The sequence below is a fragment of the Enterobacter ludwigii genome, assembly GCA_023023105.1.
Classification (GTDB): domain Bacteria; phylum Pseudomonadota; class Gammaproteobacteria; order Enterobacterales; family Enterobacteriaceae; genus Enterobacter; species Enterobacter adelaidei.
The window spans coordinates 1,270,126-1,294,432 of record CP083824.1; the positions used below are offsets into that span (position 1 = coordinate 1,270,126).

The following is a 24,307-nucleotide window of genomic DNA, read 5'->3' on the forward strand; positions in this document are numbered from 1 at the left end:
TCACCTTTTAAACCAGGCCGAACAGCGTCAACAGCAAGTCGATAACCTTGATGCCGATGAAGGGCACCACAAGTCCACCCAGGCCGTAAATCCACAGGTTGCGGCGCAGCATGGCGGCCGCAGTGAGTGGTTTATAGATCACGCCTTTCAGCGCCAGCGGGATCAGGAAGACAATAATCAGGGCGTTAAAGATCACTGCGCTCAGAATGGCCGAGGCCGGAGAGTGCAGGTGCATCACATTAAGTGCATTCAGTTGTGGATAGGTCGCGGCAAACGCGGCCGGAATAATGGCGAAATACTTTGCCACGTCATTGGCGATACTGAACGTGGTTAGCGAACCGCGCGTCATTAGCATCTGTTTGCCGATGTGCACCACTTCAATCAGCTTGGTCGGGTTAGAGTCGAGATCAACCATGTTGCCCGCCTCTTTGGCTGCCTGGGTACCGGAGTTCATCGCCACTGCCACGTCGGCCTGCGCCAGGGCAGGGGCATCGTTGGTACCGTCCCCGGTCATCGCCACCAGACGACCTTCCGCCTGATACTGGCGGATCAACGCCAGTTTGGCTTCCGGTGTGGCTTCGGAAAGAAAATCATCGACGCCCGCTTCGGCGGCAATCGCCGCGGCAGTAAGACGGTTGTCCCCGGTGATCATCACCGTTTTGATCCCCATTTTACGCAACTGGGCAAAACGTTCTTTGATGCCGCCTTTGACGATGTCCTTCAGGGCAATCACCCCCAGAACATGAGCCCCCTCAGCTACCACCAGCGGTGTGGCACCCTGACGGGCAACGCTCTCAACCAGGTTGTCTACTTCCGGTGGGAAATGACCGTTGTTGGCTTCAATGTGGCGACGAATCGCATCAACGGAACCTTTACGGATCATGCGATCCTGAATGTTAATCCCACTCATGCGGGTTTGCGCCGTGAAGGGCACGAAAGTGGCATGCAGGTTCTGAACGTCGCGCTGGCGCAGGTTAAAGCGCTGCTTAGCAAGAATCACAATACTGCGGCCTTCCGGCGTTTCATCGGCAAGGGAAGAGAGTTGCGCGGCATCTGCCAGCGTTTTTTCATCCACGCCTGGAGCGGGTAAGAAATCTGACGCCTGGCGGTTGCCGAGGGTGATGGTCCCGGTTTTATCCAGCAGCAACACATCCACGTCGCCGGCGGCTTCAACGGCACGTCCACTGGTAGCGATGACGTTGGCACCGAGCATACGGCTCATGCCGGCCACGCCGATAGCCGACAACAGGCCGCCAATCGTGGTTGGGATCAAGCAGACCAGCAACGCCACCAGAACGGTAATGGTCACTGCAGTGCCACCGTAGGCGGAGAATGGCCACAGCGTCGCGGTTGCCAGCAGGAAGACGATCGTCAAGGCCACGAGCAGAATGGTCAGTGCGATTTCGTTAGGTGTTTTACGACGCTGCGCGCCTTCCACCATGGCGATCATCCGGTCGAGGAACGTTTCCCCCGGGTTAACGCTACACTGGATCACCAGCCAGTCGGAGAGAATGCGCGTCCCGCCCGTCACGGAGGCGAAATCGCCGCCGGACTCACGGATCACCGGCGCGGATTCACCGGTGATGGCGCTTTCATCCACCGATGCGCCGCCTTCAATCACTTCACCATCACAAGGGATAATGTCGCCGGCTTCCACCAGTACCACATCGCCCTTACGCAGTTCATCCGCCGGAACGTGATCCATCTGCGCACCGTATCTCGGTTCACGCAACTTGCGCGCGAAGGCAGTCTTTTTTACCCCTTTCAGGCTGTTGGCCTGGGCTTTACTCCGGCCTTCTGCCAGTGCTTCTGCAAAGTTGGCAAACAGCACGGTAAACCACAGCCACAGGCTGATGGCGCCGGTAAACATCGTATTTCCCGGCATGTGGCCCGTTCCCATGGCAATCGCCAGGGCGGTGGTCAGAACACTGCCCGCCCAGACAATAAACATCACCGGGTTGTGCCACTGGACGCGCGGACTCAACTTTTTCACCGCATCCATAAGCGCCTGGCGAACTAATGACGGTTCGAGCAGGGCCAGTTGTTTACGACTCATGACAATTTCTCCGCAAAATCAGCGTAAAGAGAGGAATTCCGCGACCGGGCCTAACGCGAGGGCGGGGATAAAGGTCAGGGCGCCGACCAGCAACACGGTGCCTGTCAACAGGCCGATAAACAGCGCGCCGTGGGTCGGTAATGTGCCAGTGGTGGTCGGTTGAATTTTTTTACTCACCAGCGATCCGGCAATGGCCATGACCGGCACAATGACGCCAAAGCGACCAAAGAACATGCAGAACGCCAGCAGGCAGTTCCAGAAAGGCGAGTTGGCGCTTAAGCCGGCAAAGGCGCTACCGTTGTTGTTAGCCGCAGACGAGACGGCATACAGCACTTCACTGAAGCCATGGATACCCGGGTTAAAGATGCCGCTGCGTCCGGCTTCGGTCATCAGCGCCAGCGCGGTGCCGAGCAGCACGAGGGCAGGGGTGACCAGAATCGCCAGCGCGGTTAATTTCATCTCGCGAACGTCGATTTTTTTACCGAGGTATTCCGGGGTGCGGCCAATCATCAGACCGGCAATAAACACCGCCAGCAGCACAAACAGCAGCATGCCGTAAAGACCTGAGCCCACGCCACCAAACACCACTTCGCCAATCTGCATCAGCCACATTGGGATCATGCCACCCAGTGCCGTAAAGGAGTCATGCATAGCATTTACCGCCCCGCAGGATGCCGCCGTGGTGACGACGGCATACAGGCTGCTGGCGAGAATGCCAAAGCGGCTCTCTTTACCTTCCATGTTGATTGCGCTATCAGCACCCAGTGAGAGGAAATGCGGATTACCCTGCCATTCTGCCCACATGACCAGCGCAACGCAGACCACGAAGATCAGCGACATAGTCCACAGCAGTGTGCGTCCCTGACGGCGATCGTTGACCACGTCGCCAAAGGCAAAGCAGAGTGCGGCAGGAATCAGGAAGATTGCCAGCATCTGCACGTAATTGGTCAAGGTGGTAGGGTTTTCAAACGGATGAGACGAGTTGGCGTTAAAGAAGCCACCACCGTTCGTTCCGAGCATCTTGATGGCTTCCTGTGATGCCACCGGACCCATCGGCAGGAGCTGTTTTGCACCTTCCAGCGAGGTATAAGATGCATAAGGCAGCAGGTTTTGCAGGGTGCCTTGCTGAATAAAGAACAGCGCGATCAGCAGCGCAATGGGCAGCAGGATCCACAGCGTGATGCGCGTCAGATCCACCCAGGCATTTCCCAGCGTACTGATTTTTTGGCGTGCAAAAGCACGCGTCAGCGCGAAGATAACGGCGATACCAGTGGCGGCCGAGAGGAAGTTCTGCACGGTTAAACCGACCATCTGGCTGAAGTAGCTGAGCGTGGTTTCACCGGAATAGGACTGCCAGTTGGTGTTGGTGACAAAGCTGACTGCCGTGTTCAACGCAAGGTGCCAGGACAGACCCGGTAACTGCTGTGGATTGAGCGGCAGAATACCCTGCAACATCAACATGGCAAAAAGCGCAATAAGGCCAACGATATTCAGCAGCAGAATGGCTGTCAGATATTGACGCCAGTTCATTTCCTGATCACGAACTCCCAGTACACGCCAGATCCCTTTTTCAACGCTTCCCGTGCCCGGCAAAGGTACGTTGTTGATCAGCCGTGCCAGTCCTGTTCCCAGTGGCCTTGCCAGAACGAACAATACCACTAAGAAGCTGGCAATAAGCAAAAACGCCTGAGCAGCCATCAGAATGCCTCCGCATTAATCAGGGCATAGACCAGATAACCCAATAACAGGAACACCAGCACGATGCCGGCAATAAGACCTGCACTCACAATCCACCTCCGGGTGACTTTTGTTGTTGTGTTAACGGTAGGATTTCTGGCGCAAAGATTTCGCAAAAATGGGGAGGGCGGGTGTAAAAAAAGTATAAAAATGACAAAGCCCACAATTTAACTATTGATAAGTAAACTGTTAACTTTTTTGTAACTTAATTACGGCGCGAGTGTAAATTTTCACTAAACGGACAAAAATAAGTGGTCGGATGAGTAGTAAAATTACAAACAAAGCGATATTATTTTAGCCAGGTCACAGATTTTGAATTTTCCGGATGACGTTTCCGGCCAACTATAGGGGAGAAAAATATGGATCTTTATAAAGAGTTTCCGGCTCATATCGTTTTCATGCGTCGCACTTTCGCCGTAGTGGCTGGTGTGCTGGCGCTGCCGGTGATGCTGTTCTGGAAAGATCGTGCACGTTTTTACAGCTATCTGCACCGCGTCTGGGCGAAAACCAGCGAGAAGCCGGTGTGGATGGATCAGGCCGAGAAAGCGACCTGCGATTTCTACTGATACAAAGATTCCACACAGCAATAAAAAAACCGCCAACAGCAATGTGGCGGTTTTTTTGTCCCTCGGGATTCGCGGTCCGTTGGGTGGTTTTCAAGCTCTCGTCAGAGGCTTACAAGAATATCTCAGGTCCTTATGTAATCAAACTGCAACTCCCTAAATATATTCTTAGAAATCACTTCCATGGGTTACGTTTTACGCCACGGCCAACTAGTATGCAGCGTCCCTTTCCGCCATCTTGCACATGGGCACCGGTCCCGGGAAAGGCGTCACCACAACCGTAAGTCAGGCTTTCGTCAGAGCTTGTGTCCACCGACTTATCACCGGTGGTGAACGGTGGAGCGGTTAGCAGCAGGGACCGCATAATGAAACGCTATTTTTGCATCGCGTTCATTGTCGCCAGCGTACTCGTTGTAAAAAGTGATGAACCGAACGGGTTTATTGCATTTTCCTCCATAGCGCAGGACAAGTAGCGTTAAGGCCGCCCCGGGCGGCCTTTTTTATTTCATCGCGTCTACACTTCATGGCAAAGTACATAAAAGCCTGCACCATTTTCTCTTTGGTGGCATGGCCTTACGGACATAATGGATATTTGCCTGGAGTTTTATGCCCACCCATCTGGTTTGGTTTCGCGCGGACCTGCGCGTACATGACAACATCGCACTCGCGGCGGCCTGTCGCGCCAAAGACGCTAACGTACTGGCTCTGTTTATTGCCACGCCCGAGCAGTGGCGGCAGCATGATATGGCTCCCCGCCAGGCGGCCTTGCTCCGTGCCTGGCTGAACGATCTGCAGCACTCGCTGGCCGAAAAAGGCATTCCCCTGATTTATAGAGAGGTGAGTGACTTTGCCGCACAGCTTCAGACGGTACAGGAGATCTGTCAGCAGAACGAAGTCACACATCTTTTTTATAACTATCAGTACGAGCTGAACGAACGTCAGCGAGATCGCCAGCTGGAGTCAATCCTGAAGGATGTTCAGTGCCAGGGATTTGATGACAGCGTGATGCTGGCACCGGGCAGCGTCATGACCGGTGGTCATGAAATGTATAAAGTGTTTACGCCCTTTAAAAATGCCTTTGTTAAACGTCTTAAAGAGGCACTGCCGGAGTGCGTGGTCGCTCCTGCTGTCCGGGGCGACGTGATAGCGGATCTGCCTGAGCTGACATTTAACTATCCCCAGCAGGCGTTCAATGCACTTCTGATCCCCGAAAACGAGAAATCTGCTATCGCGAAACTGCGCCAGTTTTGCAAACAGGGCGCGGGCGAATATGACACGCGCAGGGATTTTCCCGCTATTGAAGGAACCAGCCGTTTATCGGCCTGTTTAGCGCTGGGTGTCCTTTCTCCGCGCCAGTGTTTGCACCGCCTTCTGGCCGAACAACCTCAGGCGCTGGACGGAGGCGTGGGCTCGGTCTGGCTTAACGAACTTATCTGGCGCGAATTCTATCGCCATTTGATGACGTATCACCCTGATTTATGTAAGCATCGGCCATTCATTCCCTGGACCGATAACGTAAAATGGCAGTATAGCGAGACGCTTTTACAGGCCTGGCAGAAGGGAGAAACGGGCTACCCAATTGTTGATGCCGCGATGCGCCAACTGAATGAAACCGGGTGGATGCACAACCGTCTGCGGATGATCGCCGCCAGCTTCCTGGTGAAAGATCTGCTTATCGACTGGCGTATCGGGGAGCGCTATTTTATCTCTCAGTTGATCGATGGCGATCTGGCGGCGAACAACGGTGGCTGGCAGTGGGCGGCCTCTACCGGCACCGATGCGGCTCCCTATTTCCGGATTTTTAATCCAACCACCCAGGGGCAAAAATTTGATGCTGAAGGTGCGTTTATTCGCGCCTGGGTACCTGAACTGAAGGATGTTCCCGCCAAAGCGATTCACGAACCGTGGGTCTGGGCGGATAAACAGCGCGTCACGCTGGATTATCCTCGTCCGATTGTTGACCATAAACAGGCGCGCGTCGCCACGCTGGCGGCGTACGAAGCCGCCCGTAAAGCTTAAGAGAATCATGATGAAAAATAGCGAACTGGAAAGCCTGATTAACGAAAAACTGAACAGTGCCTCCTTCAGCGATTATGGCCCGAATGGGCTTCAGGTTGAAGGACGTGAAACGGTACAGAAAATTATCACCGGTGTGACGGCAAGCCAGGCGCTGCTGGATGAAGCTGTCCGTCAGGACGCAGACGCGGTGATTGTCCATCACGGTTATTTCTGGAAAAACGAATCGCCGATTATTCGCGGAATGAAGCGCAACCGCCTGAAAACGCTGCTGGCAAATGACATCAACCTGTACGGCTATCACCTGCCACTGGATGCACACCCGGAACTGGGAAACAACGTCCAGCTCGCACAGCTTCTGGGAATTACCGTGATGGGTGAGATTGAACCTCTGGTGCCGTGGGGCGAACTGGCGATGCCGGTTCCGGGTCTGGAGCTGGCCTCCTGGATTGAAGCGCGTCTGGGGCGTCGCCCATTGTGGTGCGGTGATACCGGACCGGATCTGGTTAAACGTGTTGCCTGGTGTACCGGTGGCGGACAGGGCTTTATCGACAGCGCTGCCCGCTTCGGCGTCGATGCGTTCATCACCGGCGAAGTCTCAGAGCAGACGGTTCACTCTGCTCGTGAGCAGGGTCTGCACTTTTACGCGGCAGGCCACCATGCCACTGAGCGCGGTGGCATTCGTGCCCTCAGTGAATGGCTGACGGAAAATACCGAGCTGGATGTGTCCTTTATTGATATCCCCAACCCGGCCTGATGAGAGGTGATTAAGTGCAGCGAGCGCGTTGTTATCTTCTGGGGGAAACCGCAGTCGTACTGGAGCTTGAACCCCCGATCACGCTAGCCACACAAAAGCGTATCTGGCGGCTGACGCAGCGTCTGGCCGAGATCCCTGAAGTGGTGGAAACCATTCCAGGTATGAATAACATCACCGTGGTACTGCGTAATCCGCATACTCTGGCCCTCGATGCCATCGAACGTTTGCAGCGCTGGTGGGAAGAGAGTGAGGCGCTGGAGCCTGACTCCAGAACGATTGAGATCCCGGTCGTTTATGGTGGTGCGCAGGGGCCCGATCTCTCTGTGGTGGCTGAACACTGCGGCTTAACGGAAAAGCAGGTCGTTGAGCTGCACGCCTCCGTTGATTACGTTGTCTGGTTTTTAGGATTTCAACCGGGCTTTCCGTATCTGGGAGGGCTCTCTTCAAGGCTGTATACGCCGCGTCGCGCCGAGCCTCGCCTGAGTGTGCCAGCAGGTACTGTTGCGATTGGCGGTGAGCAGACCGGCATTTATCCACTGGCATCACCGGGTGGCTGGCAGCTTATTGGACACACGTCCACGCCGTTATTTGAACCCGGGCAGGAATCGCCGGTTCTCTTGCGTCCAGGCGATACCCTTCGCTTTATCCCGCAGAAGGAGGGGGTATGTTAACGCTTATTCGCGCCGGGCTTTACACCTCCGTTCAGGATGCAGGCCGCTTTGGTTTGCGCCAGTCTGGCGTCAGCTATTGTGGTGCGCTGGACAGGCCTGCACTGGAGATTGCTAACGTGCTGGTGGGCAACCCCGGCAATACGGCTGCGCTTGAAATTACGCTCGGTCAATGTGTCATTGAGTTTGCTCAGGAGACATGGTTTGCCTTAACCGGAGCGGGGTGTGACGCTACGCTGGATGGCAAAGCCGTCTGGACGGGCTGGAGACTGCGGGCGAAAGCCGGGCAGCGTTTGACGCTTAAACGACCTCTGCACGGCGTCCGGAGCTATCTTGCGGTCGCGGGCGGCATTGATGTACCGGAGGTCATGGGGGCTTCCAGTACCGATCAAAAAGCGGGTATCGGTGGGCACGAAGGACGTTTGTTGCGCGACGGAGATCGTCTTGCGATTAAACCTTCAGCCCGCCATTTCTCTACGACGCTGGGCGTAAAACAGCTGTTGTGGGGAAATCAAATCCGCGCGTTGCCCGGACCGGAATATCAGGAGTTTGATGAGGTTTCTCAGGAGTCTTTCTGGCGTTCACCGTGGAAAATAAGTCCGCAAAGTAACCGCATGGGCTATCGTCTTCAGGGGCAACCGCTGACCCGTACCACCGACCGGGAATTGCTTTCCCACGGTTTATTGCCCGGTGTCATTCAGGTACCGGGTAACGGTCAACCCATCGTACTGATGAACGATGCGCAGACGACGGGGGGATACCCGCGAATTGCCTGCATTATTGAAGCCGATCGCTACCATCTGGCACAAATCCCTCTCGGGCAGCCGATTCATTTTGTGCAATGTTCGCTGGAGGAAGCGCTAAAAGCGCGTCAGGATCAGCAGCGTTATCTGGAACAACTGGCGTGGAGGCTTGATGGCAAAGATTGATTTAAACGCCGATCTGGGCGAGGGCGGGAGTGCCGACGCGGAGCTGATGACACTGGTCTCTTCGGTCAATATCGCCTGCGGCTTTCATGCGGGCGATGCGCAAATCATGCTCGCAAGCGTGCGTCGAGCCATCAAAAATGGCGTGGCGATTGGCGCTCACCCGAGCTTCCCTGACCGGGAGAACTTTGGTCGCACCGCGATGAGCCTGCCACCTGAGACGGTCTACGCTCAGGTGCTCTACCAGATTGGCGCGCTGGAGGCGATGGTTCGCGCCGAGAAGGGCGCGCTGCGCCACGTGAAGCCGCACGGCATGCTCTATAACCAGGCGGCAAAAGATCCGGCGCTGGCAGATGCTATTGCCCGTGCGGTAAGAGACTGCAATTCACAGCTGATCCTGGTGGGTCTGGCAGGCAGCGAGCTTATTCGCGCCGGCGAGCGTCTGGGGTTAACCACGCGGCAGGAGGTCTTTGCCGACCGGGGTTATCAACCCGACGGCAGTCTTGTACCGCGTACGCAAGCCGGTGCGCTGATAACGGACGAAGGTAAAGCGTTGGCCCAGACGCTGGAGATGGTGCGCGCCGGGCGGGTCACCGCCGTGGATGGCACATCGGCGCACGTTCAGGCTGATACGGTATGTTTACATGGTGATGGCGAGCATGCGCTCCAGTTCGCGCGCCGCTTGCGGGCAGCGTTCTCTGAGGAGGGCATCCTTGTCAGCGCAGACTAATCATGAAAGGACAGAAAAATGCCAGAAGGCCCGGAGATCCGCCGCGCGGCGGATAGCCTCGAGGCGGCGATAAAGGGCAAACATCTGACGGAGGTCTGGTTTGCTTTTCCTCAACTGAAACCGTTTGAATCACAGCTGGTGGGGCAGACGGTAACCCATATTGAAACGCGCGGCAAAGCGTTGCTCACGCATTTTTCCCATAACCTGACGTTATATAGCCATAACCAGCTTTACGGCGTCTGGCGAGTGGTGGAGGCGGGTGAACAGCCGCAGACTACCCGCGTGCTGCGCGTCAGGCTGCAAACTGCCGATAAGGCGATCCTGCTCTATAGCGCCTCTGATATCGAAATGTTAACGCCGGAGCAACTGCTCGCACACCAGTTTCTACAGCGAGTGGGACCGGACGTACTGGATATGCGTCTGACGGCGAGCGATGTGAAGGCCCGACTGTTATCGCCCAAATTCCGTAACCGGCAGTTTTCCGGCCTGTTCCTTGACCAGGCGTTTCTGGCCGGGCTTGGCAACTACCTGCGGGTGGAAATCCTCTGGGAAGTCGGGCTGGCGCCGCAGCATAAAGCCTCTCAGCTGAGCGATGAACGGCTGGAGGCGCTGTCCCACGCGCTGCTGGACATCCCGCGACTGTCGTACAACACGCGCGGAGTGGTGGATGACAATAAGCATCACGGGGCGCTGTTCCGGTTCAAGGTGTTTCATCGGGCGGGGCAGAAGTGCGAGCGGTGCGGCGGGATTATCGACAGGATGATGCTTTCTTCAAGACCGTTTTACTGGTGTCCACACTGTCAGAAATAAAAAAGCCGGGTGGTGGCTACGCCTTACCCGGCCTACGTTTCGCACTTGTATGCCCGGTAAGCGTTAGCGCCACCGGGCTTGTCTTTTAGCGCTTCAGATCGGACTTAAAATCACGCTGCTCGTAGCCGGTATACAGCTGACGAGGACGGGCGATTTTCATGCCTTCGCTGTGCATTTCGTTCCAGTGCGCAATCCAGCCGACGGTACGCGCCATAGCGAAGATCACGGTGAACATGGAAGACGGAATACCCATCGCTTTCAGGATGATACCGGAGTAGAAATCGACGTTCGGGTAGAGTTTCTTCTCGATGAAGTACGGGTCGTTCAGCGCGATGTGTTCCAGCTCCATCGCCACTTCCAGCAGATCATCTTTGGTGCCCAGCTCTTTAAGCACTTCGTGGCAGGTCTCACGCATCACGGTGGCGCGTGGGTCGTAGTTTTTGTAAACACGGTGACCAAAGCCCATCAGGCGGAAGGAGTCATTCTTGTCTTTCGCGCGACGCACGAACTCAGGAATGTGTTCCACAGAGCTGATCTCTTCCAGCATCTTCAGCGCCGCTTCGTTCGCGCCGCCGTGCGCCGGTCCCCACAGGGAGGCGATGCCCGCAGCGATACAGGCAAACGGGTTCGCGCCTGAAGAGCCTGCGGTACGTACGGTGGAGGTAGAGGCGTTCTGTTCGTGGTCAGCGTGCAGGATCAGAATACGGTCCATCGCGCGTTCCAGAACCGGGTTCACTTCGTACTCTTCGCACGGCGTGGAGAACATCATGCGCAGGAAGTTGCCGGCATAGGAGAGGTCGTTACGTGGATACACAAACGGCTGACCGATGGAGTATTTGTAGCACATCGCTGCCATGGTTGGCATTTTGGACAGCAGACGGAACGCCGCGATATCACGGTGGCGTGGGTTATTCACGTCCAGAGAATCGTGGTAGAACGCCGCCAGCGCACCGGTAATCCCGCACATCACCGCCATCGGGTGAGAGTCACGACGGAACGCATGGAACAGACGAGTAATCTGTTCATGGATCATGGTGTGACGGGTCACGGTGGTTTTGAATTCATCGTATTGTGCCTGCGTCGGTTTTTCGCCGTTCAGCAGGATGTAGCACACTTCCAGGTAGTTGGATTCAGTGGCTAATTGATCGATGGGGAAGCCGCGATGGAGCAGGATACCTTCGTCACCGTCAATGTAGGTGATTTTGGATTCGCAAGATGCGGTAGAGGTGAATCCAGGGTCAAAGGTGAAAACTCCTTTAGAACCCAGCGTACGGATATCAATAACATCCTGACCGAGCGTGCCTTTTAGCACATCCAGTTCAATAGCAGTGTCACCATTTAGGGTGAGCGTTGCCTTCGTATCAGCCATTTACGGTCTCCTTAGCGCCTTATGCTTAAGACTGCGCTTTACCGGATTTGCTTTCAGCTGTTAATCACCGTTACCAGATTGTTATTTGGCTTACCGCTCAGCTCACGAGGACAAACCAGGGTACAGAGCTATGGCGCCTTGCAGGTAAACGAATGAAATATCAGTGAAACAACAGCAAATCAGCGTTTTTGCAGTCCGAATTATTCAAACCTGTATATCACTAATAACTGTCCTGATAACTTCGGTCAATACCATCACACTGTTACATAACTATTTGTCAGGTGAAAGAGAGACCTCATAACTTTTGCGCATTATATGCCTTTTCTGCTGACGTTTGTAACAATATTGTTTAACATTTGTCAAATCAGATGATTAAAATTTAAAAAGATGTTGTTATCGTGACCCTGATCACTGTTCCAGAGAAAACCCGACAAACTGTATGTAGGTTAATTGTAATGATTTTGTGAACGGCCTATACTGCCGCCAGGTCTCCGGAACACCCTGCAATCCCGAGCCACCCAGCGTTGTAACGTGTCGTTTAAGCATCTGGAAGCAATGTTTTGCATGACGCGCAGTTATAGAAAAGGAACGCTGCTTGACCCGCATCGCAGTCCGGAGGAAGGAAACAATAAGAACAGCATGTGGGCGTTATTCATGATAAGAAATGTGAAAAAACAAAGACCTGTCAATCTGGATCTCAAAACGATCCGGTTCCCTGTAACAGCAATAGCGTCCATTTTGCACCGCGTTTCTGGTGTGATTACGTTTGTGGCGGTCGGTATTCTGCTGTGGTTACTGGGCACCAGCCTCTCTTCTCCTGAAGGATTCCTCCAGGCCTCTGCCATCATGAACAGCTTCTTCGTGAAATTTATCATGTGGGGCATTCTGACCGCGCTGGCGTACCACGTTGTGGTGGGTGTTCGCCATATGCTGATGGACTTTGGCTACCTGGAAGAAACCTTCGAAGCCGGGAAACGCTCCGCTAACATTTCATTTGTGATTACAGTCGTGCTTTCACTTCTCGCAGGAGTTCTCGTATGGTAAGCAACGCCTCCGCATTAGGACGCAACGGCGTACATGACTTCATTCTGGTCCGTGCTACCGCTATCGTTCTCACCCTTTACATTATCTATATGATCGGTTTCTTCGCGACCAGCGGCACGCTGACGTGGGAAATCTGGAGTGGGTTTTTCGGATCTGCCTTCACCAAAGTGTTCACCCTGCTGGCGCTGTTCTCCATCCTTATTCATGCCTGGATTGGCATGTGGCAGGTGTTGACCGATTACGTTAAACCACTGGCTATTCGCCTTCCTCTGCAGCTGGCAATCGTCGTTGCTCTGGTGGTTTACGTTATTTATGGATTCGTTGTGGTGTGGGGTGTGTAATGAAACTGCCAGTCAGAGAATTTGATGCTGTCGTGATTGGTGCGGGTGGCGCAGGTATGCGTGCCGCACTGCAAATTTCCCAGAGCGGCCAGACCTGTGCGCTGCTCTCAAAAGTATTCCCAACCCGTTCCCACACTGTGTCTGCGCAGGGCGGTATCACCGTTGCGCTGGGTAACTCCCATGAAGATAACTGGGAATGGCACATGTACGACACGGTAAAAGGTTCCGACTACATCGGCGACCAGGATGCCATCGAATATATGTGTAAGACTGGCCCGGAAGCGATTCTGGAGCTGGACCATATGGGTCTGCCGTTCTCCCGTCTGGAAAATGGCACCATCTATCAGCGTCCGTTTGGCGGCCAGTCGAAAAACTTCGGCGGCGAGCAGGCGGCACGTACTGCGGCGGCGGCTGACCGTACCGGCCACGCGCTGCTGCACACCCTGTACCAGCAGAACCTGAAAAACCACACCACCATCTTCTCCGAGTGGTACGCGCTGGATCTGGTGAAAAACGCCGATGGCGCAATTGTGGGTTGTACCGCGCTGTGCATCGAAACCGGTGAAGTGGTCTACTTCAAAGCACGTGCAACCGTGCTGGCAACCGGCGGTGCAGGCCGTATCTATCAGTCCACCACTAACGCCCACATCAACACCGGTGACGGCGTCGGTATGGCTATCCGCGCGGGCGTGCCGGTGCAGGATATGGAGATGTGGCAGTTCCACCCAACCGGTATCGCTGGTGCGGGCGTTCTGGTAACAGAAGGCTGCCGCGGTGAAGGTGGTTATCTGCTGAATAAACACGGCGAGCGCTTCATGGAGCGTTACGCCCCGAATGCGAAAGACCTGGCGGGTCGTGACGTGGTGGCGCGCTCCATCATGATCGAAATCCGTGAAGGCCGCGGCTGCGACGGCCCATGGGGTCCACACGCCAAGCTGAAACTCGACCATCTGGGTAAAGAAGTACTGGAGTCCCGTCTGCCAGGCATCCTGGAACTGTCCCGTACCTTCGCTCACGTTGACCCTGTAAAAGAGCCAATTCCGGTAATCCCAACCTGCCACTATATGATGGGCGGTATTCCGACCAAAGTGACCGGTCAGGCGCTGACCGTGAACGAGCAGGGCGAAGACGTGGTCATCCCTGGCCTGTTCGCAGTAGGTGAAATCGCCTGCGTATCCGTACACGGTGCCAACCGTCTGGGCGGCAACTCCCTGCTGGACCTGGTGGTGTTTGGTCGTGCGGTGGGTCTGCATCTGCAGGAATCCATTGCCGAGCAGGGCGACCTGCGTGACGCGACCGACGACGAAATTGGTGCCTCTCTTGAGCGCCTCAACCGCTGGAACGGCAACCGTAACGGCGAAGATCCGGTGGAAATCCGTAAAGCGCTTCAGGAATGTATGCAGCACAACTTCTCGGTATTCCGTGAAGGTGACGCGATGGCCAAAGGTCTTGAGCAGCTGAAAGCGATCCGCGAGCGTCTGAAAAATGCCCGTTTGGACGACACTTCCAGCGAGTTCAACACCCAGCGCGTTGAGTGCCTGGAGCTGGATAACCTGATGGAAACTGCATTTGCCACCGCGATGTCGGCAAACTTCCGTACCGAAAGCCGTGGCGCGCATAGCCGCTTCGACTTCCCGGAGCGTGACGATGAAAACTGGCTGTGCCATTCCCTGTATCTGCCAGAATCGGAAACCATGACGCGCCGTCAGGTGAACATGGAACCGAAACTGCGTCCGGCGTTCCCGCCGAAGATTCGTACTTACTAATGCGGAGACAGGATAATGAAACTCGAATTCTCAGTTTATCGTTATAACCCGGATGTTGATGATGCTCCGCGTATGCAGGATTACACCCTGGAAGCGGAAGAAGGTCGTGACATGATGCTGCTGGATGCCTTAATCCAGCTGAAAGAAAAAGATCCGACGCTGTCGTTTCGTCGTTCCTGCCGTGAAGGGGTGTGTGGCTCTGACGGCGTGAACATGAACGGCAAAAATGGCCTGGCCTGCATCACGCCAATTTCCGCGTTGCAGCGTCCAGGTCAGAAAATTGTTATCCGTCCTCTGCCTGGCCTGCCGGTCGTGCGTGATTTGGTGGTGGACATGGGGCAATTCTATGCACAATATGAGAAGATTAAGCCTTACTTGTTGAATAATGGGCAAAATCCGCCCGCTCGCGAGCACTTACAGTCTCCTGAGCAGCGTGAAAAACTCGATGGGCTGTACGAGTGTATTCTCTGTGCATGTTGTTCGACGTCCTGCCCATCGTTCTGGTGGAACCCGGACAAGTTTATCGGCCCGGCGGGTCTGCTGGCTGCCTATCGCTTCCTGATCGATAGCCGCGACACCGAAACCGATAGCCGTCTGGAAGGACTGAGTGACGCTTTCAGCGTATTCCGCTGCCATAGCATCATGAACTGCGTCAGTGTGTGTCCGAAGGGGCTGAACCCGACGCGCGCCATCGGCCATATTAAGTCGATGTTGTTGCAGCGCAGTGCGTAAGTAGTGAGAGGGGAGCGCTGTTCCCCTCACCCTGACCCTCTCCCCGTGGGAGAGGGGACAGATTGCAGAAACCTTTAAAAACTGCCCTGTACTACCCTGAAGTCCAGACAGTTTCTAAAGGTTCCTTCGCGGGCCAAATGAAAAGAGCTCGCAGGTGAACCCCGGCACGTACACGTGGTGTGCGTGGTAGTTTCTACGGCGAAAGTAAGCATAAAAATGCTTAAGGGATCACGATGCAGAACGGCGCAATGAAAGCCTGGCTGGACTCTTCTTACCTCTCTGGTGCCAACCAGAGCTGGATAGAACAGCTCTATGAAGACTTCTTAACCGATCCTGACTCAGTGGACGCAAACTGGCGTTCCATGTTCCAGCAGTTGCCTGGCACGGGAGTCAAACCGGATCAATTCCATTCCAAAACACGTGATTATTTCCGTCGTCTGGCGAAGGATGCCTCACGTTACTCTTCTGCGATTTCCGACCCTGACACCAATGCGAAGCAGGTTAAAGTCCTGCAGCTTATCAACGCTTATCGCTTCCGTGGTCACCAGCATGCGAATCTCGATCCGCTGGGACTGTGGCAGCAAGACCGTGTGGCGGATCTCGATCCGGCGTATCACGATCTGACCGAGGCCGATTTCCAGGAAAGCTTTAACGTAGGTTCCTTTGCCATCGGCAAAGACACGATGAAGCTGGGCGATCTGATTGACGCGCTCAAGCAAACCTACTGCGGCTCCATCGGCGCGGAATACATGCACATTACCTCTACCGAAGAGAAACGCTGGATCCAGCAGCGTATCGAATCCGTAGCGGGCCACGCGACCTTCTCGGCTGACGAGAAAAAACGCTTCCTGAACGAACTGACCGCTGCCGAGGGTCTTGAGCGCTATCTTGGCGCGAAATTCCCGGGCGCAAAACGCTTCTCGCTGGAAGGCGGTGATGCGCTGGTGCCGATGCTGAAAGAGCTGATTCGTCACGCCGGCAAGAGCGGCACCCGTGAAGTGGTGCTGGGCATGGCGCACCGTGGTCGTCTGAACGTACTGGTCAACGTGCTGGGTAAAAAACCGCAGGATCTGTTCGACGAATTCGCGGGCAAACATAAAGAACACCTCGGCACCGGCGACGTGAAGTACCACATGGGCTTCTCGTCTGATATCGAAACCGAAGGTGGTCTGGTTCACCTGGCGCTGGCGTTTAACCCGTCGCACCTGGAAATCGTCAGCCCGGTGGTTATCGGTTCCGTGCGTGCGCGTCTGGATCGTCTGGACGAGCCTAGCAGCAATAAAGTACTGCCAATCACCATCCACGGTGATGCGGCGGTAACAGGGCAGGGCGTGGTTCAGGAAACCCTGAACATGTCCAAAGCGCGTGGTTACGAAGTGGGCGGTACCGTTCGCATCGTGATTAACAACCAGGTGGGCTTCACCACCTCTAACCCGCTGGATGCACGTTCTACCCCGTACTGCACCGACATCGGTAAAATGGTACAGGCGCCGATCTTCCACGTTAACGCGGATGACCCGGAAGCCGTTGCTTTTGTTACCCGTCTGGCGCTGGACTTCCGTAACACCTTCAAGCGCGATGTGTTCATTGACCTCTTCTGCTACCGTCGTCACGGCCACAACGAAGCGGATGAGCCAAGTGCAACCCAGCCGCTGATGTACCAGAAAATCAAAAAACACCCGACCCCGCGCAAAATCTATGCTGACAAGCTGGAGAGCGACAAAGTGGCGACGCTGGAAGATGCGACCGAAATGGTCAACCTCTACCGCGACGCGCTGGATGCGGGTGAATGCGTGGTGAAAGAGCTGCGCCCAATGAACATGCACTCCTTTACCTGGTCGCCGTACCTCAACCACGAGTGGGATGAGAGCTACCCGAACAAGGTCGAAATGAAGCGCCTGCAGGAGCTGGCTAAACGCATCAGCACTGTGCCTGACGCCATTGAGATGCAGTCTCGCGTGCAGAAAATCTACGCTGACCGTCAGTCCATGGCAGCAGGCGAGAAGCTGTTTGACTGGGGTGGCGCGGAAACCCTGGCTTACGCAACGCTGGTTGACGAGGGTATTCCTGTTCGTCTGTCCGGTGAAGATGCGGGCCGTGGCACCTTCTTCCACCGTCACGCAGTTGTTCACAACCAGTCCAACGGTTCAACCTACACTCCGCTGCAGCACGTGCACAACGGTCAGGGCCAGTTCAAGGTCTGGGACTCCGTGCTGTCTGAAGAAGCGGTGCTGGCATTCGAATACGGTTACGCCACCGCAGAACCTCGCACCCTGACTATCTGGGAAGCGCAGTTCGGTGACTTCGCCAACGGTGCGCAGGTTGTGATCGACCAGTTCATCTCCTCCGGCGAGCAGAAATGGGGCCGTATGTGTGGCCTGGTGATGCTGCTGCCGCACGGCTATGAAGGCCAGGGGCCGGAGCACTCCTCCGCGCGTCTGGAACGTTATCTGCAGCTCTGCGCTGAGCAGAATATGCAGGTCTGCGTGCCGTCCACCCCGGCTCAGGTGTACCACATGCTGCGTCGTCAGGCGCTGCGCGGTATGCGCCGTCCGCTGGTGGTGATGTCGCCGAAATCCCTGCTGCGTCATCCGCTGGCCGTGTCCAGCCTGGACGAACTGGCGAATGGCACCTTCCTGCCAGCCATCGGTGAGATTGATGAACTGGATCCGCAGGCTGTGAAGCGTGTGGTGATGTGTTCTGGTAAGGTTTATTACGACCTGCTGGAACAGCGCCGTAAGAACGATCAGAAAGATGTCGCCATCGTGCGTATCGAACAGCTTTATCCGTTCCCGCACCAGGCGGTGCAGGAAGCGCTGAAACCTTACGCTCACGTACATGATTTTGTCTGGTGCCAGGAAGAGCCGCTCAACCAGGGCGCATGGTACTGCAGCCAGCATCATTTCCGTGAAGTGATTCCATTTGGGTCAGCCCTGCGTTATGCAGGTCGCCCGGCCTCCGCCTCACCGGCGGTAGGGTATATGTCCGTTCACCAGAAGCAGCAACAAGATCTGGTCAATGACGCGCTGAACGTCGATTAATTAAAGGATACATAATGAGTAGCGTAGATATTCTTGTTCCCGACCTGCCTGAATCTGTAGCAGATGCGACCGTCGCTACCTGGCACAAAAAACCAGGCGATGCCGTTAAGCGCGATGAAGTGCTGGTAGAAATCGAAACTGACAAAGTGGTACTGGAAGTACCGGCTTCGGCGGATGGTGTTCTGGATGCTGTGCTGGAAGATGAAGGCACAACCGTAACCTCTCGTCAGATCCTGGGTCGCCTGCGCGAAGGCAACAGCGCGGGCAAAGAGTCCAGCGCGAAATCTGAAGAGAAAGCCTCTACGCCGGCTCAACGCCAGCAGGCTTCTCTGGAAGAGCAGACCAACGATGCGCTCAGCCCGGCGATTCGTCGCCTGCTGGCTGAGCACAACCTGGATGCGGCTGCTATTAAAGGCACCGGTGTGGGTGGTCGTCTGACCCGCGAAGATATCGAGAAGCACCTGGCGAAAGCGCCTGCGAAAGCAGAAGCAAAAGCCCCTGCGGCAGCGCCAGCAGCGCAGCCTGCTCTGGGTGCCCGCAGCGAAAAACGTGTGCCAATGACTCGCCTGCGTAAGCGTGTGGCTGAGCGTCTGCTGGAAGCGAAAAACTCCACCGCGATGCTGACCACCTTCAACGAAGTGAACATGAAGCCAATCATGGACCTGCGTAAGCAGTACGGTGACGCGTTTGAAAAACGTCACGGTATCCGTCTGGGCTTTATGTCCTTCTACGTGAAAGCGGTGGTTGAAGCGCTGAAACGCTACCCGGAAGTGAACGCGTCCATCGACGGTGATGACGTGGTTTACCACAACTACTTCGACGTCAGCATGGCGGTATCTACTCCGCGTGGCCTGGTGACCCCAGTACTGCGTGACGTGGATACCCTGGGTATGGCTGATATCGAGAAAAATATTAAAGAGCTGGCTGTGAAAGGCCGCGACGGCAAGCTGACCGTAGATGACCTGACCGGCGGTAACTTCACCATTACCAACGGCGGCGTATTCGGTTCGCTGATGTCTACCCCAATCATTAACCCGCCGCAGAGCGCGATCCTGGGTATGCATGCCATTAAAGATCGTCCTATGGCGGTAGACGGTAAAGTTGAGATCCTGCCGATGATGTACCTGGCACTGTCTTACGATCACCGTCTGATCGATGGCCGCGAGTCCGTTGGCTTCCTGGTGGCGATTAAAGAGCTGCTGGAAGATCCAACGCGTCTGCTGCTCGACGTCTAGTTTGCAGTCTTGCCCGGCGGCATATAGCTGCCGGGCCTATAAAAGCACGACCTAACGATTACCTGAAGGATGGATAGAACACATGAACTTACATGAATATCAGGCCAAACAGCTGTTTGCCCGGTATGGCTTACCGGCTCCGGTGGGTTATGCCTGTACTACCCCGCGTGAAGCAGAAGAAGCCGCATCTAAAATCGGTTCCGGCCCTTGGGTAGTTAAGTGTCAGGTTCACGCTGGTGGCCGTGGTAAAGCGGGCGGTGTGAAGGTTGTTAAGAGCAAAGAAGAGATTCGTGCGTTTGCTGAACATTGGCTCGGCAAGCGTCTGGTGACCTACCAGACAGATGCGAACGGCCAGCCGGTTAACCAGATCCTGGTAGAAGCCGCGACCGACATCGCGAAAGAACTGTACCTGGGTGCGGTTGTTGACCGTAGTTCCCGTCGCGTGGTGTTCATGGCGTCTACCGAAGGCGGCGTGGAAATCGAAAAAGTGGCAGAAGAAACCCCTCATCTGATCCACAAAGTGGCTATCGATCCGCTGGCAGGCCCAATGCCTTACCAGGGTCGTGAGCTGGCGTTCAAACTGGGTCTGGAAGGTAAACTGGTTCAACAGTTCACCAAGATCTTCATGGGTCTGGCGACCATCTTCCTGGAGCGTGACCTGGCGCTGATCGAGATCAACCCGCTGGTGATCACCACTCAGGGCGATCTGATCTGCCTCGACGGTAAACTGGGCGCTGACGGCAACGCACTGTTCCGCCAGCCGGATCTGCGCGAAATGCGTGACCAGTCTCAGGAAGACCCGCGTGAAGCGCAGGCTGCACAGTGGGAACTGAACTATGTGGCGCTGGATGGCAACATCGGCTGCATGGTTAACGGTGCGGGCCTGGCAATGGGTACCATGGACATCGTTAAGCTGCACGGCGGTGAGCCAGCAAACTTCCTCGACGTAGGCGGTGGCGCAACCAAAGAGCGCGTAACCGAAGCGTTCAAAATCATCCTGTCTGACGACAACGTGAAGGCCGTTCTGGTTAACATCTTCGGCGGTATCGTGCGTTGTGACCTGATCGCCGACGGTATCATCGGTGCAGTGGAAGAAGTGGGTGTTAACGTTCCGGTGGTTGTGCGTCTGGAAGGTAACAACGCTGAACTCGGCGCGAAAAAACTGGCTGACAGCGGCCTGAATATTATTGCAGCGAAAAGTCTGACGGATGCAGCTCAGCAGGTTGTTGCCGCAGTGGAGGGGAAATAATGTCCGTTTTAATTAATAAAGATACCAAGGTTATCTGCCAGGGCTTCACCGGTAGCCAGGGGACTTTCCACTCCGAACAGGCGATTGCCTACGGTACGCAAATGGTTGGCGGCGTAACGCCAGGTAAAGGCGGTACTACGCACCTGGGTCTGCCGGTGTTTAACACCGTGCGTGAAGCCGTAGAAGCCACTGGCGCAACCGCGACCGTCATCTACGTTCCGGCACCGTTCTGCAAAGACTCCATTCTGGAAGCGATCGATGCAGGTATTAAACTGATCATCACCATCACTGAAGGCATCCCGACGCTGGATATGCTGACCGTGAAGGTTAAGCTGGATGAAGCTGGCGTGCGTATGATCGGCCCGAACTGCCCAGGCGTTATCACTCCAGGCGAATGCAAAATCGGTATCATGCCAGGCCACATTCACAAGCCGGGCAAAGTGGGTATCGTTTCCCGCTCCGGTACGCTGACCTATGAAGCGGTCAAACAGACCACCGATTACGGCTTCGGCCAGTCCACCTGTGTGGGCATCGGCGGTGACCCGATCCCGGGCTCTAACTTCATCGACATCCTGAAGCTGTTCCAGGAAGATCCACAGACCGAAGCGATCGTGATGATCGGTGAGATCGGTGGTAGCGCTGAAGAAGAAGCGGCTGCTTACATCAAAGAACACGTGACCAAGCCGGTTGTCGGTTACATCGCGGGTGTGACTGCGCCGAAAGGCAAGCGTATGGGTCACGCAGGTGCGATTATCGCGGGTGGTAAAGGTACGGCTGATGAGAAATTCGCAGCGCTGGAAGCCGCAGGCGTGAAAACCGTTCGCAGCCTGGCGGATATCGGCGAAGCACTGAAAACCATCATTAAGTAAATCCTCTCTGCTCTCTGCAAGGAGAGCGTTGAAATAAAAAAATGTCCGTTTCGACATGGTTGGCCGCTGTAAAGCGGCCTTTTTTTATTGCAGAAAATCCTCACGTATCGGCGTAAAGGTATCCAGCAGGGTTCCCGCCTTGTGACAGACGCAGCCGTGCATAACATTGGGTTGTTTGTACAGCGTATCGCCTGCTCTGACGATATGCGTTTCGTCGCCAATGGTAAATTCAAACTCACCGGAGAGAACATACGTCAACTGCTCGTGGGGATGGCTGTGCATGGGGCCGATGGCACCCTGCGCGAAATGTACTTCAACCGCCATCATATTGCCGGCATGGGCGAGGATCCGGCGGGTTACGCCATTCCCAGCCTCTTCCAGCTGGGTCTGATTGTGAAAAACAAACATCGTATTACCTCAGTTGTATAGTGAATGAGTGACTTCTGACCGAGCTGTCAGAGGCGGTATGTGCGGTTTAACGTCATGTCAATCACGGTTATTGTATCGTCGCTCTTCACGATATCGACTTTCCCGGTGCCCGTGAAATCTGTGACAAACACGAAGGAAATGCGCTTATCTCGGCTGCGTAATAGCAGGTAGTCGATCATCGATGTCGAAGGGTTATTCGGTCCCTGAGCTTTGATTAACGCCGTATTGTTGGTCGAAAAGCAGGTGACAGAAACCGGGGCGTCGGCCTGGAAGTGAACCTCCATTTTACCCTTCAGCGGCTGTTCAGTTGCCTGCTTAACGTAGGGGTAGCAGATCCGGACGCCATTCTGTGGCGCCGTCGGTGTTGTTGAGGCGTTGATGTGGTAAACCGCATCGACGCACTGGTAGTGAGGATTATCGACGTCCCATTTATCAATCAGCAGGTTTTCCGTCACGACGATGCTACGGCGAAAAACGATATCCCGGTAGGACTCATCATCCCACTCCACGTGAGTTTTGCTGTCGGGTAACACAGCGGCGCTGCACCAGTCCACTTCGGCGATCAGCCGCGATTCTCCCTCCTGCTGCTGGTAATCGAGAACCTTGGGTAGTGCAGGGGGCTGGTTGAGTCCGTTGACGCACAGCGTATTGTGCGAAAACGTATTTTTGTAGTAGCCATAGTGCAGCGGTGCGCCATAGCCGGTTGTGCCCAGATCGGGGAACAGCGCGCTGTAGTTATTGAAGACGATAAGGTTGAGTCTGTCGTAGTGATCGTGCTCGCCGCCATAAGGGCCATGTTTAATGCATACGGCGCGGCCTGGCGCGTTGCGGATTATCGTAAATCCGGCGTCAGGATTATGCTCATTACCCTCCGGGGCGCTTAACGCCTGCGCCGGCAGCGGTTGCCCATAGAAAAGGGCATCAATGTTGTCGCGCGGTCCAGCGGTGTATAGCCAGGCTAACAGCTCGCCATATTGCGGGTTGCCATAATAGTTGAACGCAAATTCATAGATATCGGCGTGGCCGAGTCTCTCCTGGCCGTTCACGCAGTCGTTTACTTTAGGCAGGGTCATATTCGGCATCAGCAGCGCCAATGGCAGCGACAGCATGTTCGTATACCAGGGCTTATCCAGCAGGCTGAACGGACCATGTTGGGCGAATTTCTCAAAGCCCATGAACGCCTCAAGCGCGTAATAGTGGTAATGCAGCGAACCTTCGAACCATAAGCCGCCGGGCAGCAGGGCATGTTCCAGCTGATACCGCAGGCCGTAAGGGCTGTTAACGGCAAACGTCAGATAGCGATCGTCGTCGAGAATCGCGCCGATAATGCCGATGGTCGCGCTGATCTTCACCTCGTGGTTGTGGATTTGATTGCTACGGTGCTGCATCAGAAAATCGGCTCCGCTGCGCAGCAGGCGTCGGGAAATATACTCATACTGTTCTGTCGTCAGCGCGGCGCTGACGATATCGAATCCACGGGCAAAATCGGCATGACAGTTGGCTTCACACAGCGTCTGCGCGTTGGCTTTACCGGGACCGTTATAAGGAATACCGCCGTGTTCTTCGTAGTCAGGGTAGTATTTTGCGTACTGCATCAGGATATCGGTAATTTTATTGAGGTATTTATTATCGTCCGTTAGCAGCCAGAGGATGCCCAGCTCATAGCACGCTTTAGCATTGAGCCCGTTAAGCCAGCGCCACCAGGCACCATAGTAAGGTTCACCGGTAAAGACGGCTCCATCAACCGGGCAACGGTGCTTATTGGGCGATTTCCGGTCCCAGAACAGCCGCACGCTGTGTTCCGGGCAGTAAAAATAGTGGTTCCAGGTGGCGCAGCCCGTTTGCGGAACCAGCGTGTCGTGGTTAAGGACGTCGCGGTTGTTTTCCTCCAGGCGGCGAAGGATCTCCGGCGTTACCCGGGCTTTTGCAGCGGCAATCTGTGCTTCTGTAAACTGTTTCATTATCTACC

The 24,307-nt window shown here is 55.2% G+C and carries 21 protein-coding genes; 15 read left to right on the forward strand and 6 right to left on the reverse strand.

The genetic code is table 11. The features are described from left to right. Positions 1–7: 7 nt before the first annotated feature. Genes kdpB through kdpF form a run of 3 tightly spaced genes read right to left on the reverse strand, consistent with a single transcriptional unit; the run spans position 8 to position 3,843 of the window. Positions 8–2,056: a potassium-transporting ATPase subunit KdpB gene (gene kdpB, locus LCD46_05980; GenBank protein UOY71866.1), complete on the reverse strand. Its 2,049-nt coding sequence runs from the start codon at positions 2,054–2,056 to the stop codon at positions 8–10. Between the two features lie 18 nt (positions 2,057–2,074). Beyond that, positions 2,075–3,754 (reverse strand): potassium-transporting ATPase subunit KdpA, encoded by a 1,680-nt coding sequence (gene kdpA / locus LCD46_05985; protein UOY71867.1) that lies wholly within the window; start codon positions 3,752–3,754, stop codon positions 2,075–2,077. Next, positions 3,754–3,843, reverse strand: coding sequence for a K(+)-transporting ATPase subunit F (gene kdpF / locus LCD46_05990; GenBank protein ID UOY71868.1), 90 nt, complete (start codon positions 3,841–3,843; stop codon positions 3,754–3,756). Before kdpF ends, kdpA begins: the two co-directional genes overlap by 1 nt. Before the next feature lie 309 nt (positions 3,844–4,152). On the opposite strand from kdpF, the gene LCD46_05995 reads away from it, so the two are divergent. The 7 genes from LCD46_05995 (at position 4,153) to nei (ending at position 10,263) form a co-directional block, all read left to right on the forward strand. Next, positions 4,153–4,359 (forward strand): YbfA family protein, encoded by a 207-nt coding sequence (locus LCD46_05995; protein UOY71869.1) that lies wholly within the window; start codon positions 4,153–4,155, stop codon positions 4,357–4,359. Between the two features lie 603 nt (positions 4,360–4,962). Then, on the forward strand, positions 4,963–6,375 hold the full coding sequence (gene phrB / locus LCD46_06000) for a deoxyribodipyrimidine photo-lyase (GenBank protein UOY71870.1): 1,413 nt from the start codon (positions 4,963–4,965) through the stop codon (positions 6,373–6,375). Between the two features lie 10 nt (positions 6,376–6,385). Beyond that, positions 6,386–7,129 carry a type 2 GTP cyclohydrolase I gene (locus tag LCD46_06005; GenBank protein ID UOY72901.1) on the forward strand — a complete coding sequence of 248 codons (744 nt, stop codon included), beginning with the start codon at positions 6,386–6,388 and terminating at the stop codon, positions 7,127–7,129. Between the two features lie 14 nt (positions 7,130–7,143). After that, entirely contained in the window at positions 7,144–7,800 is a 657-nt protein-coding gene (pxpB, locus tag LCD46_06010) for a 5-oxoprolinase subunit PxpB (protein ID UOY71871.1), read from the forward strand. After that, entirely contained in the window at positions 7,794–8,726 is a 933-nt protein-coding gene (locus LCD46_06015; protein UOY71872.1) for a biotin-dependent carboxyltransferase family protein, read from the forward strand. Before pxpB ends, LCD46_06015 begins: the two co-directional genes overlap by 7 nt. Then, complete coding sequence (gene pxpA / locus LCD46_06020; GenBank protein UOY71873.1) at positions 8,713–9,453, forward strand: 5-oxoprolinase subunit PxpA; 741 nt, start codon at positions 8,713–8,715, stop codon at positions 9,451–9,453. The genes LCD46_06015 and pxpA overlap by 14 nt, the downstream gene beginning before the upstream one ends. An 18-nt stretch (positions 9,454–9,471) precedes the next feature. Continuing rightward, positions 9,472–10,263 (forward strand): endonuclease VIII, encoded by a 792-nt coding sequence (gene nei, locus LCD46_06025; GenBank protein UOY71874.1) that lies wholly within the window; start codon positions 9,472–9,474, stop codon positions 10,261–10,263. A gap of 85 nt (positions 10,264–10,348) precedes the next feature. On the opposite strand, the gene LCD46_06030 is transcribed toward nei, so the two are convergent. Continuing rightward, complete coding sequence (locus LCD46_06030) at positions 10,349–11,632, reverse strand: citrate synthase (GenBank protein ID UOY71875.1); 1,284 nt, start codon at positions 11,630–11,632, stop codon at positions 10,349–10,351. Positions 11,633–12,271: 639 nt separating this feature from the next. Between LCD46_06030 and sdhC the strand changes: the two genes are divergently transcribed. From sdhC to sucD, 8 genes are all read left to right on the forward strand, one after another. Then, positions 12,272–12,676, forward strand: a complete 405-nt coding sequence (sdhC, locus tag LCD46_06035) for a succinate dehydrogenase cytochrome b556 subunit (GenBank protein ID UOY72902.1) — start codon at positions 12,272–12,274, stop codon at positions 12,674–12,676. Then, positions 12,670–13,017, forward strand: coding sequence for a succinate dehydrogenase membrane anchor subunit (gene sdhD / locus LCD46_06040; protein UOY71876.1), 348 nt, complete (start codon positions 12,670–12,672; stop codon positions 13,015–13,017). The genes sdhC and sdhD overlap by 7 nt, the downstream gene beginning before the upstream one ends. Then, positions 13,017–14,783, forward strand: a complete 1,767-nt coding sequence (sdhA, locus tag LCD46_06045; protein ID UOY71877.1) for a succinate dehydrogenase flavoprotein subunit — start codon at positions 13,017–13,019, stop codon at positions 14,781–14,783. The genes sdhD and sdhA overlap by 1 nt, the downstream gene beginning before the upstream one ends. A gap of 15 nt (positions 14,784–14,798) precedes the next feature. After that, positions 14,799–15,515 carry a succinate dehydrogenase iron-sulfur subunit SdhB gene (gene sdhB, locus LCD46_06050; protein UOY71878.1) on the forward strand — a complete coding sequence of 239 codons (717 nt, stop codon included), beginning with the start codon at positions 14,799–14,801 and terminating at the stop codon, positions 15,513–15,515. A gap of 233 nt (positions 15,516–15,748) precedes the next feature. After that, positions 15,749–18,556 (forward strand): 2-oxoglutarate dehydrogenase E1 component, encoded by a 2,808-nt coding sequence (gene sucA, locus LCD46_06055; protein ID UOY71879.1) that lies wholly within the window; start codon positions 15,749–15,751, stop codon positions 18,554–18,556. Positions 18,557–18,570: 14 nt separating this feature from the next. Beyond that, positions 18,571–19,791 (forward strand): 2-oxoglutarate dehydrogenase complex dihydrolipoyllysine-residue succinyltransferase, encoded by a 1,221-nt coding sequence (gene odhB / locus LCD46_06060; GenBank protein ID UOY71880.1) that lies wholly within the window; start codon positions 18,571–18,573, stop codon positions 19,789–19,791. An 82-nt stretch (positions 19,792–19,873) separates the two neighbouring features. Then, positions 19,874–21,040, forward strand: coding sequence for an ADP-forming succinate--CoA ligase subunit beta (sucC, locus tag LCD46_06065; GenBank protein UOY71881.1), 1,167 nt, complete (start codon positions 19,874–19,876; stop codon positions 21,038–21,040). Next, the gene (gene sucD, locus LCD46_06070; GenBank protein UOY71882.1) at positions 21,040–21,909 is read left to right on the forward strand and encodes a succinate--CoA ligase subunit alpha; all 870 of its coding nucleotides are present in this window, start codon (positions 21,040–21,042) and stop codon (positions 21,907–21,909) included. Before sucC ends, sucD begins: the two co-directional genes overlap by 1 nt. A gap of 84 nt (positions 21,910–21,993) precedes the next feature. Here the strand turns inward: sucD and LCD46_06075 are convergent, their stop codons facing one another. Together LCD46_06075 and LCD46_06080 are read right to left on the reverse strand one after the other, a co-directional pair. Then, entirely contained in the window at positions 21,994–22,317 is a 324-nt protein-coding gene (locus LCD46_06075; GenBank protein ID UOY71883.1) for a cupin domain-containing protein, read from the reverse strand. Between the two features lie 47 nt (positions 22,318–22,364). Then, a complete protein-coding gene (locus tag LCD46_06080) occupies positions 22,365–24,299 on the reverse strand; it encodes a heparinase II/III family protein (protein UOY71884.1) in 1,935 nt (644 codons plus the stop codon). Positions 24,300–24,307 lie beyond the last annotated feature (8 nt).

Bases quoted from the DNA above. Each gene is read 5' to 3' on its own strand.
- LCD46_06030 (UOY71875.1), bottom strand. From the start codon at position 11,632: ATGGCTGATACGAAGGCAACGCTCACCCTAAATGGTGACACTGCTATT.
- LCD46_06080 (UOY71884.1), bottom strand. From the start codon at position 24,299: ATGAAACAGTTTACAGAAGCACAGATTGCCGCTGCAAAAGCCCGGGTA.
- LCD46_06005 (UOY72901.1), top strand. From the start codon at position 6,386: ATGAAAAATAGCGAACTGGAAAGCCTGATTAACGAAAAACTGAACAGT.
- kdpA (UOY71867.1), bottom strand. From the start codon at position 3,754: ATGGCTGCTCAGGCGTTTTTGCTTATTGCCAGCTTCTTAGTGGTATTG.
- kdpB (UOY71866.1), bottom strand. From the start codon at position 2,056: ATGAGTCGTAAACAACTGGCCCTGCTCGAACCGTCATTAGTTCGCCAG.
- LCD46_06015 (UOY71872.1), top strand. From the start codon at position 7,794: ATGTTAACGCTTATTCGCGCCGGGCTTTACACCTCCGTTCAGGATGCA.
- sdhD (UOY71876.1), top strand. From the start codon at position 12,670: ATGGTAAGCAACGCCTCCGCATTAGGACGCAACGGCGTACATGACTTC.
- pxpA (UOY71873.1), top strand. From the start codon at position 8,713: ATGGCAAAGATTGATTTAAACGCCGATCTGGGCGAGGGCGGGAGTGCC.
- sdhC (UOY72902.1), top strand. From the start codon at position 12,272: ATGTGGGCGTTATTCATGATAAGAAATGTGAAAAAACAAAGACCTGTC.
- sdhB (UOY71878.1), top strand. From the start codon at position 14,799: ATGAAACTCGAATTCTCAGTTTATCGTTATAACCCGGATGTTGATGAT.
- phrB (UOY71870.1), top strand. From the start codon at position 4,963: ATGCCCACCCATCTGGTTTGGTTTCGCGCGGACCTGCGCGTACATGAC.
- sucA (UOY71879.1), top strand. From the start codon at position 15,749: ATGCAGAACGGCGCAATGAAAGCCTGGCTGGACTCTTCTTACCTCTCT.
- sucC (UOY71881.1), top strand. From the start codon at position 19,874: ATGAACTTACATGAATATCAGGCCAAACAGCTGTTTGCCCGGTATGGC.
- LCD46_05995 (UOY71869.1), top strand. From the start codon at position 4,153: ATGGATCTTTATAAAGAGTTTCCGGCTCATATCGTTTTCATGCGTCGC.
- sdhA (UOY71877.1), top strand. From the start codon at position 13,017: ATGAAACTGCCAGTCAGAGAATTTGATGCTGTCGTGATTGGTGCGGGT.
- nei (UOY71874.1), top strand. From the start codon at position 9,472: ATGCCAGAAGGCCCGGAGATCCGCCGCGCGGCGGATAGCCTCGAGGCG.
- sucD (UOY71882.1), top strand. From the start codon at position 21,040: ATGTCCGTTTTAATTAATAAAGATACCAAGGTTATCTGCCAGGGCTTC.
- odhB (UOY71880.1), top strand. From the start codon at position 18,571: ATGAGTAGCGTAGATATTCTTGTTCCCGACCTGCCTGAATCTGTAGCA.
- LCD46_06075 (UOY71883.1), bottom strand. From the start codon at position 22,317: ATGTTTGTTTTTCACAATCAGACCCAGCTGGAAGAGGCTGGGAATGGC.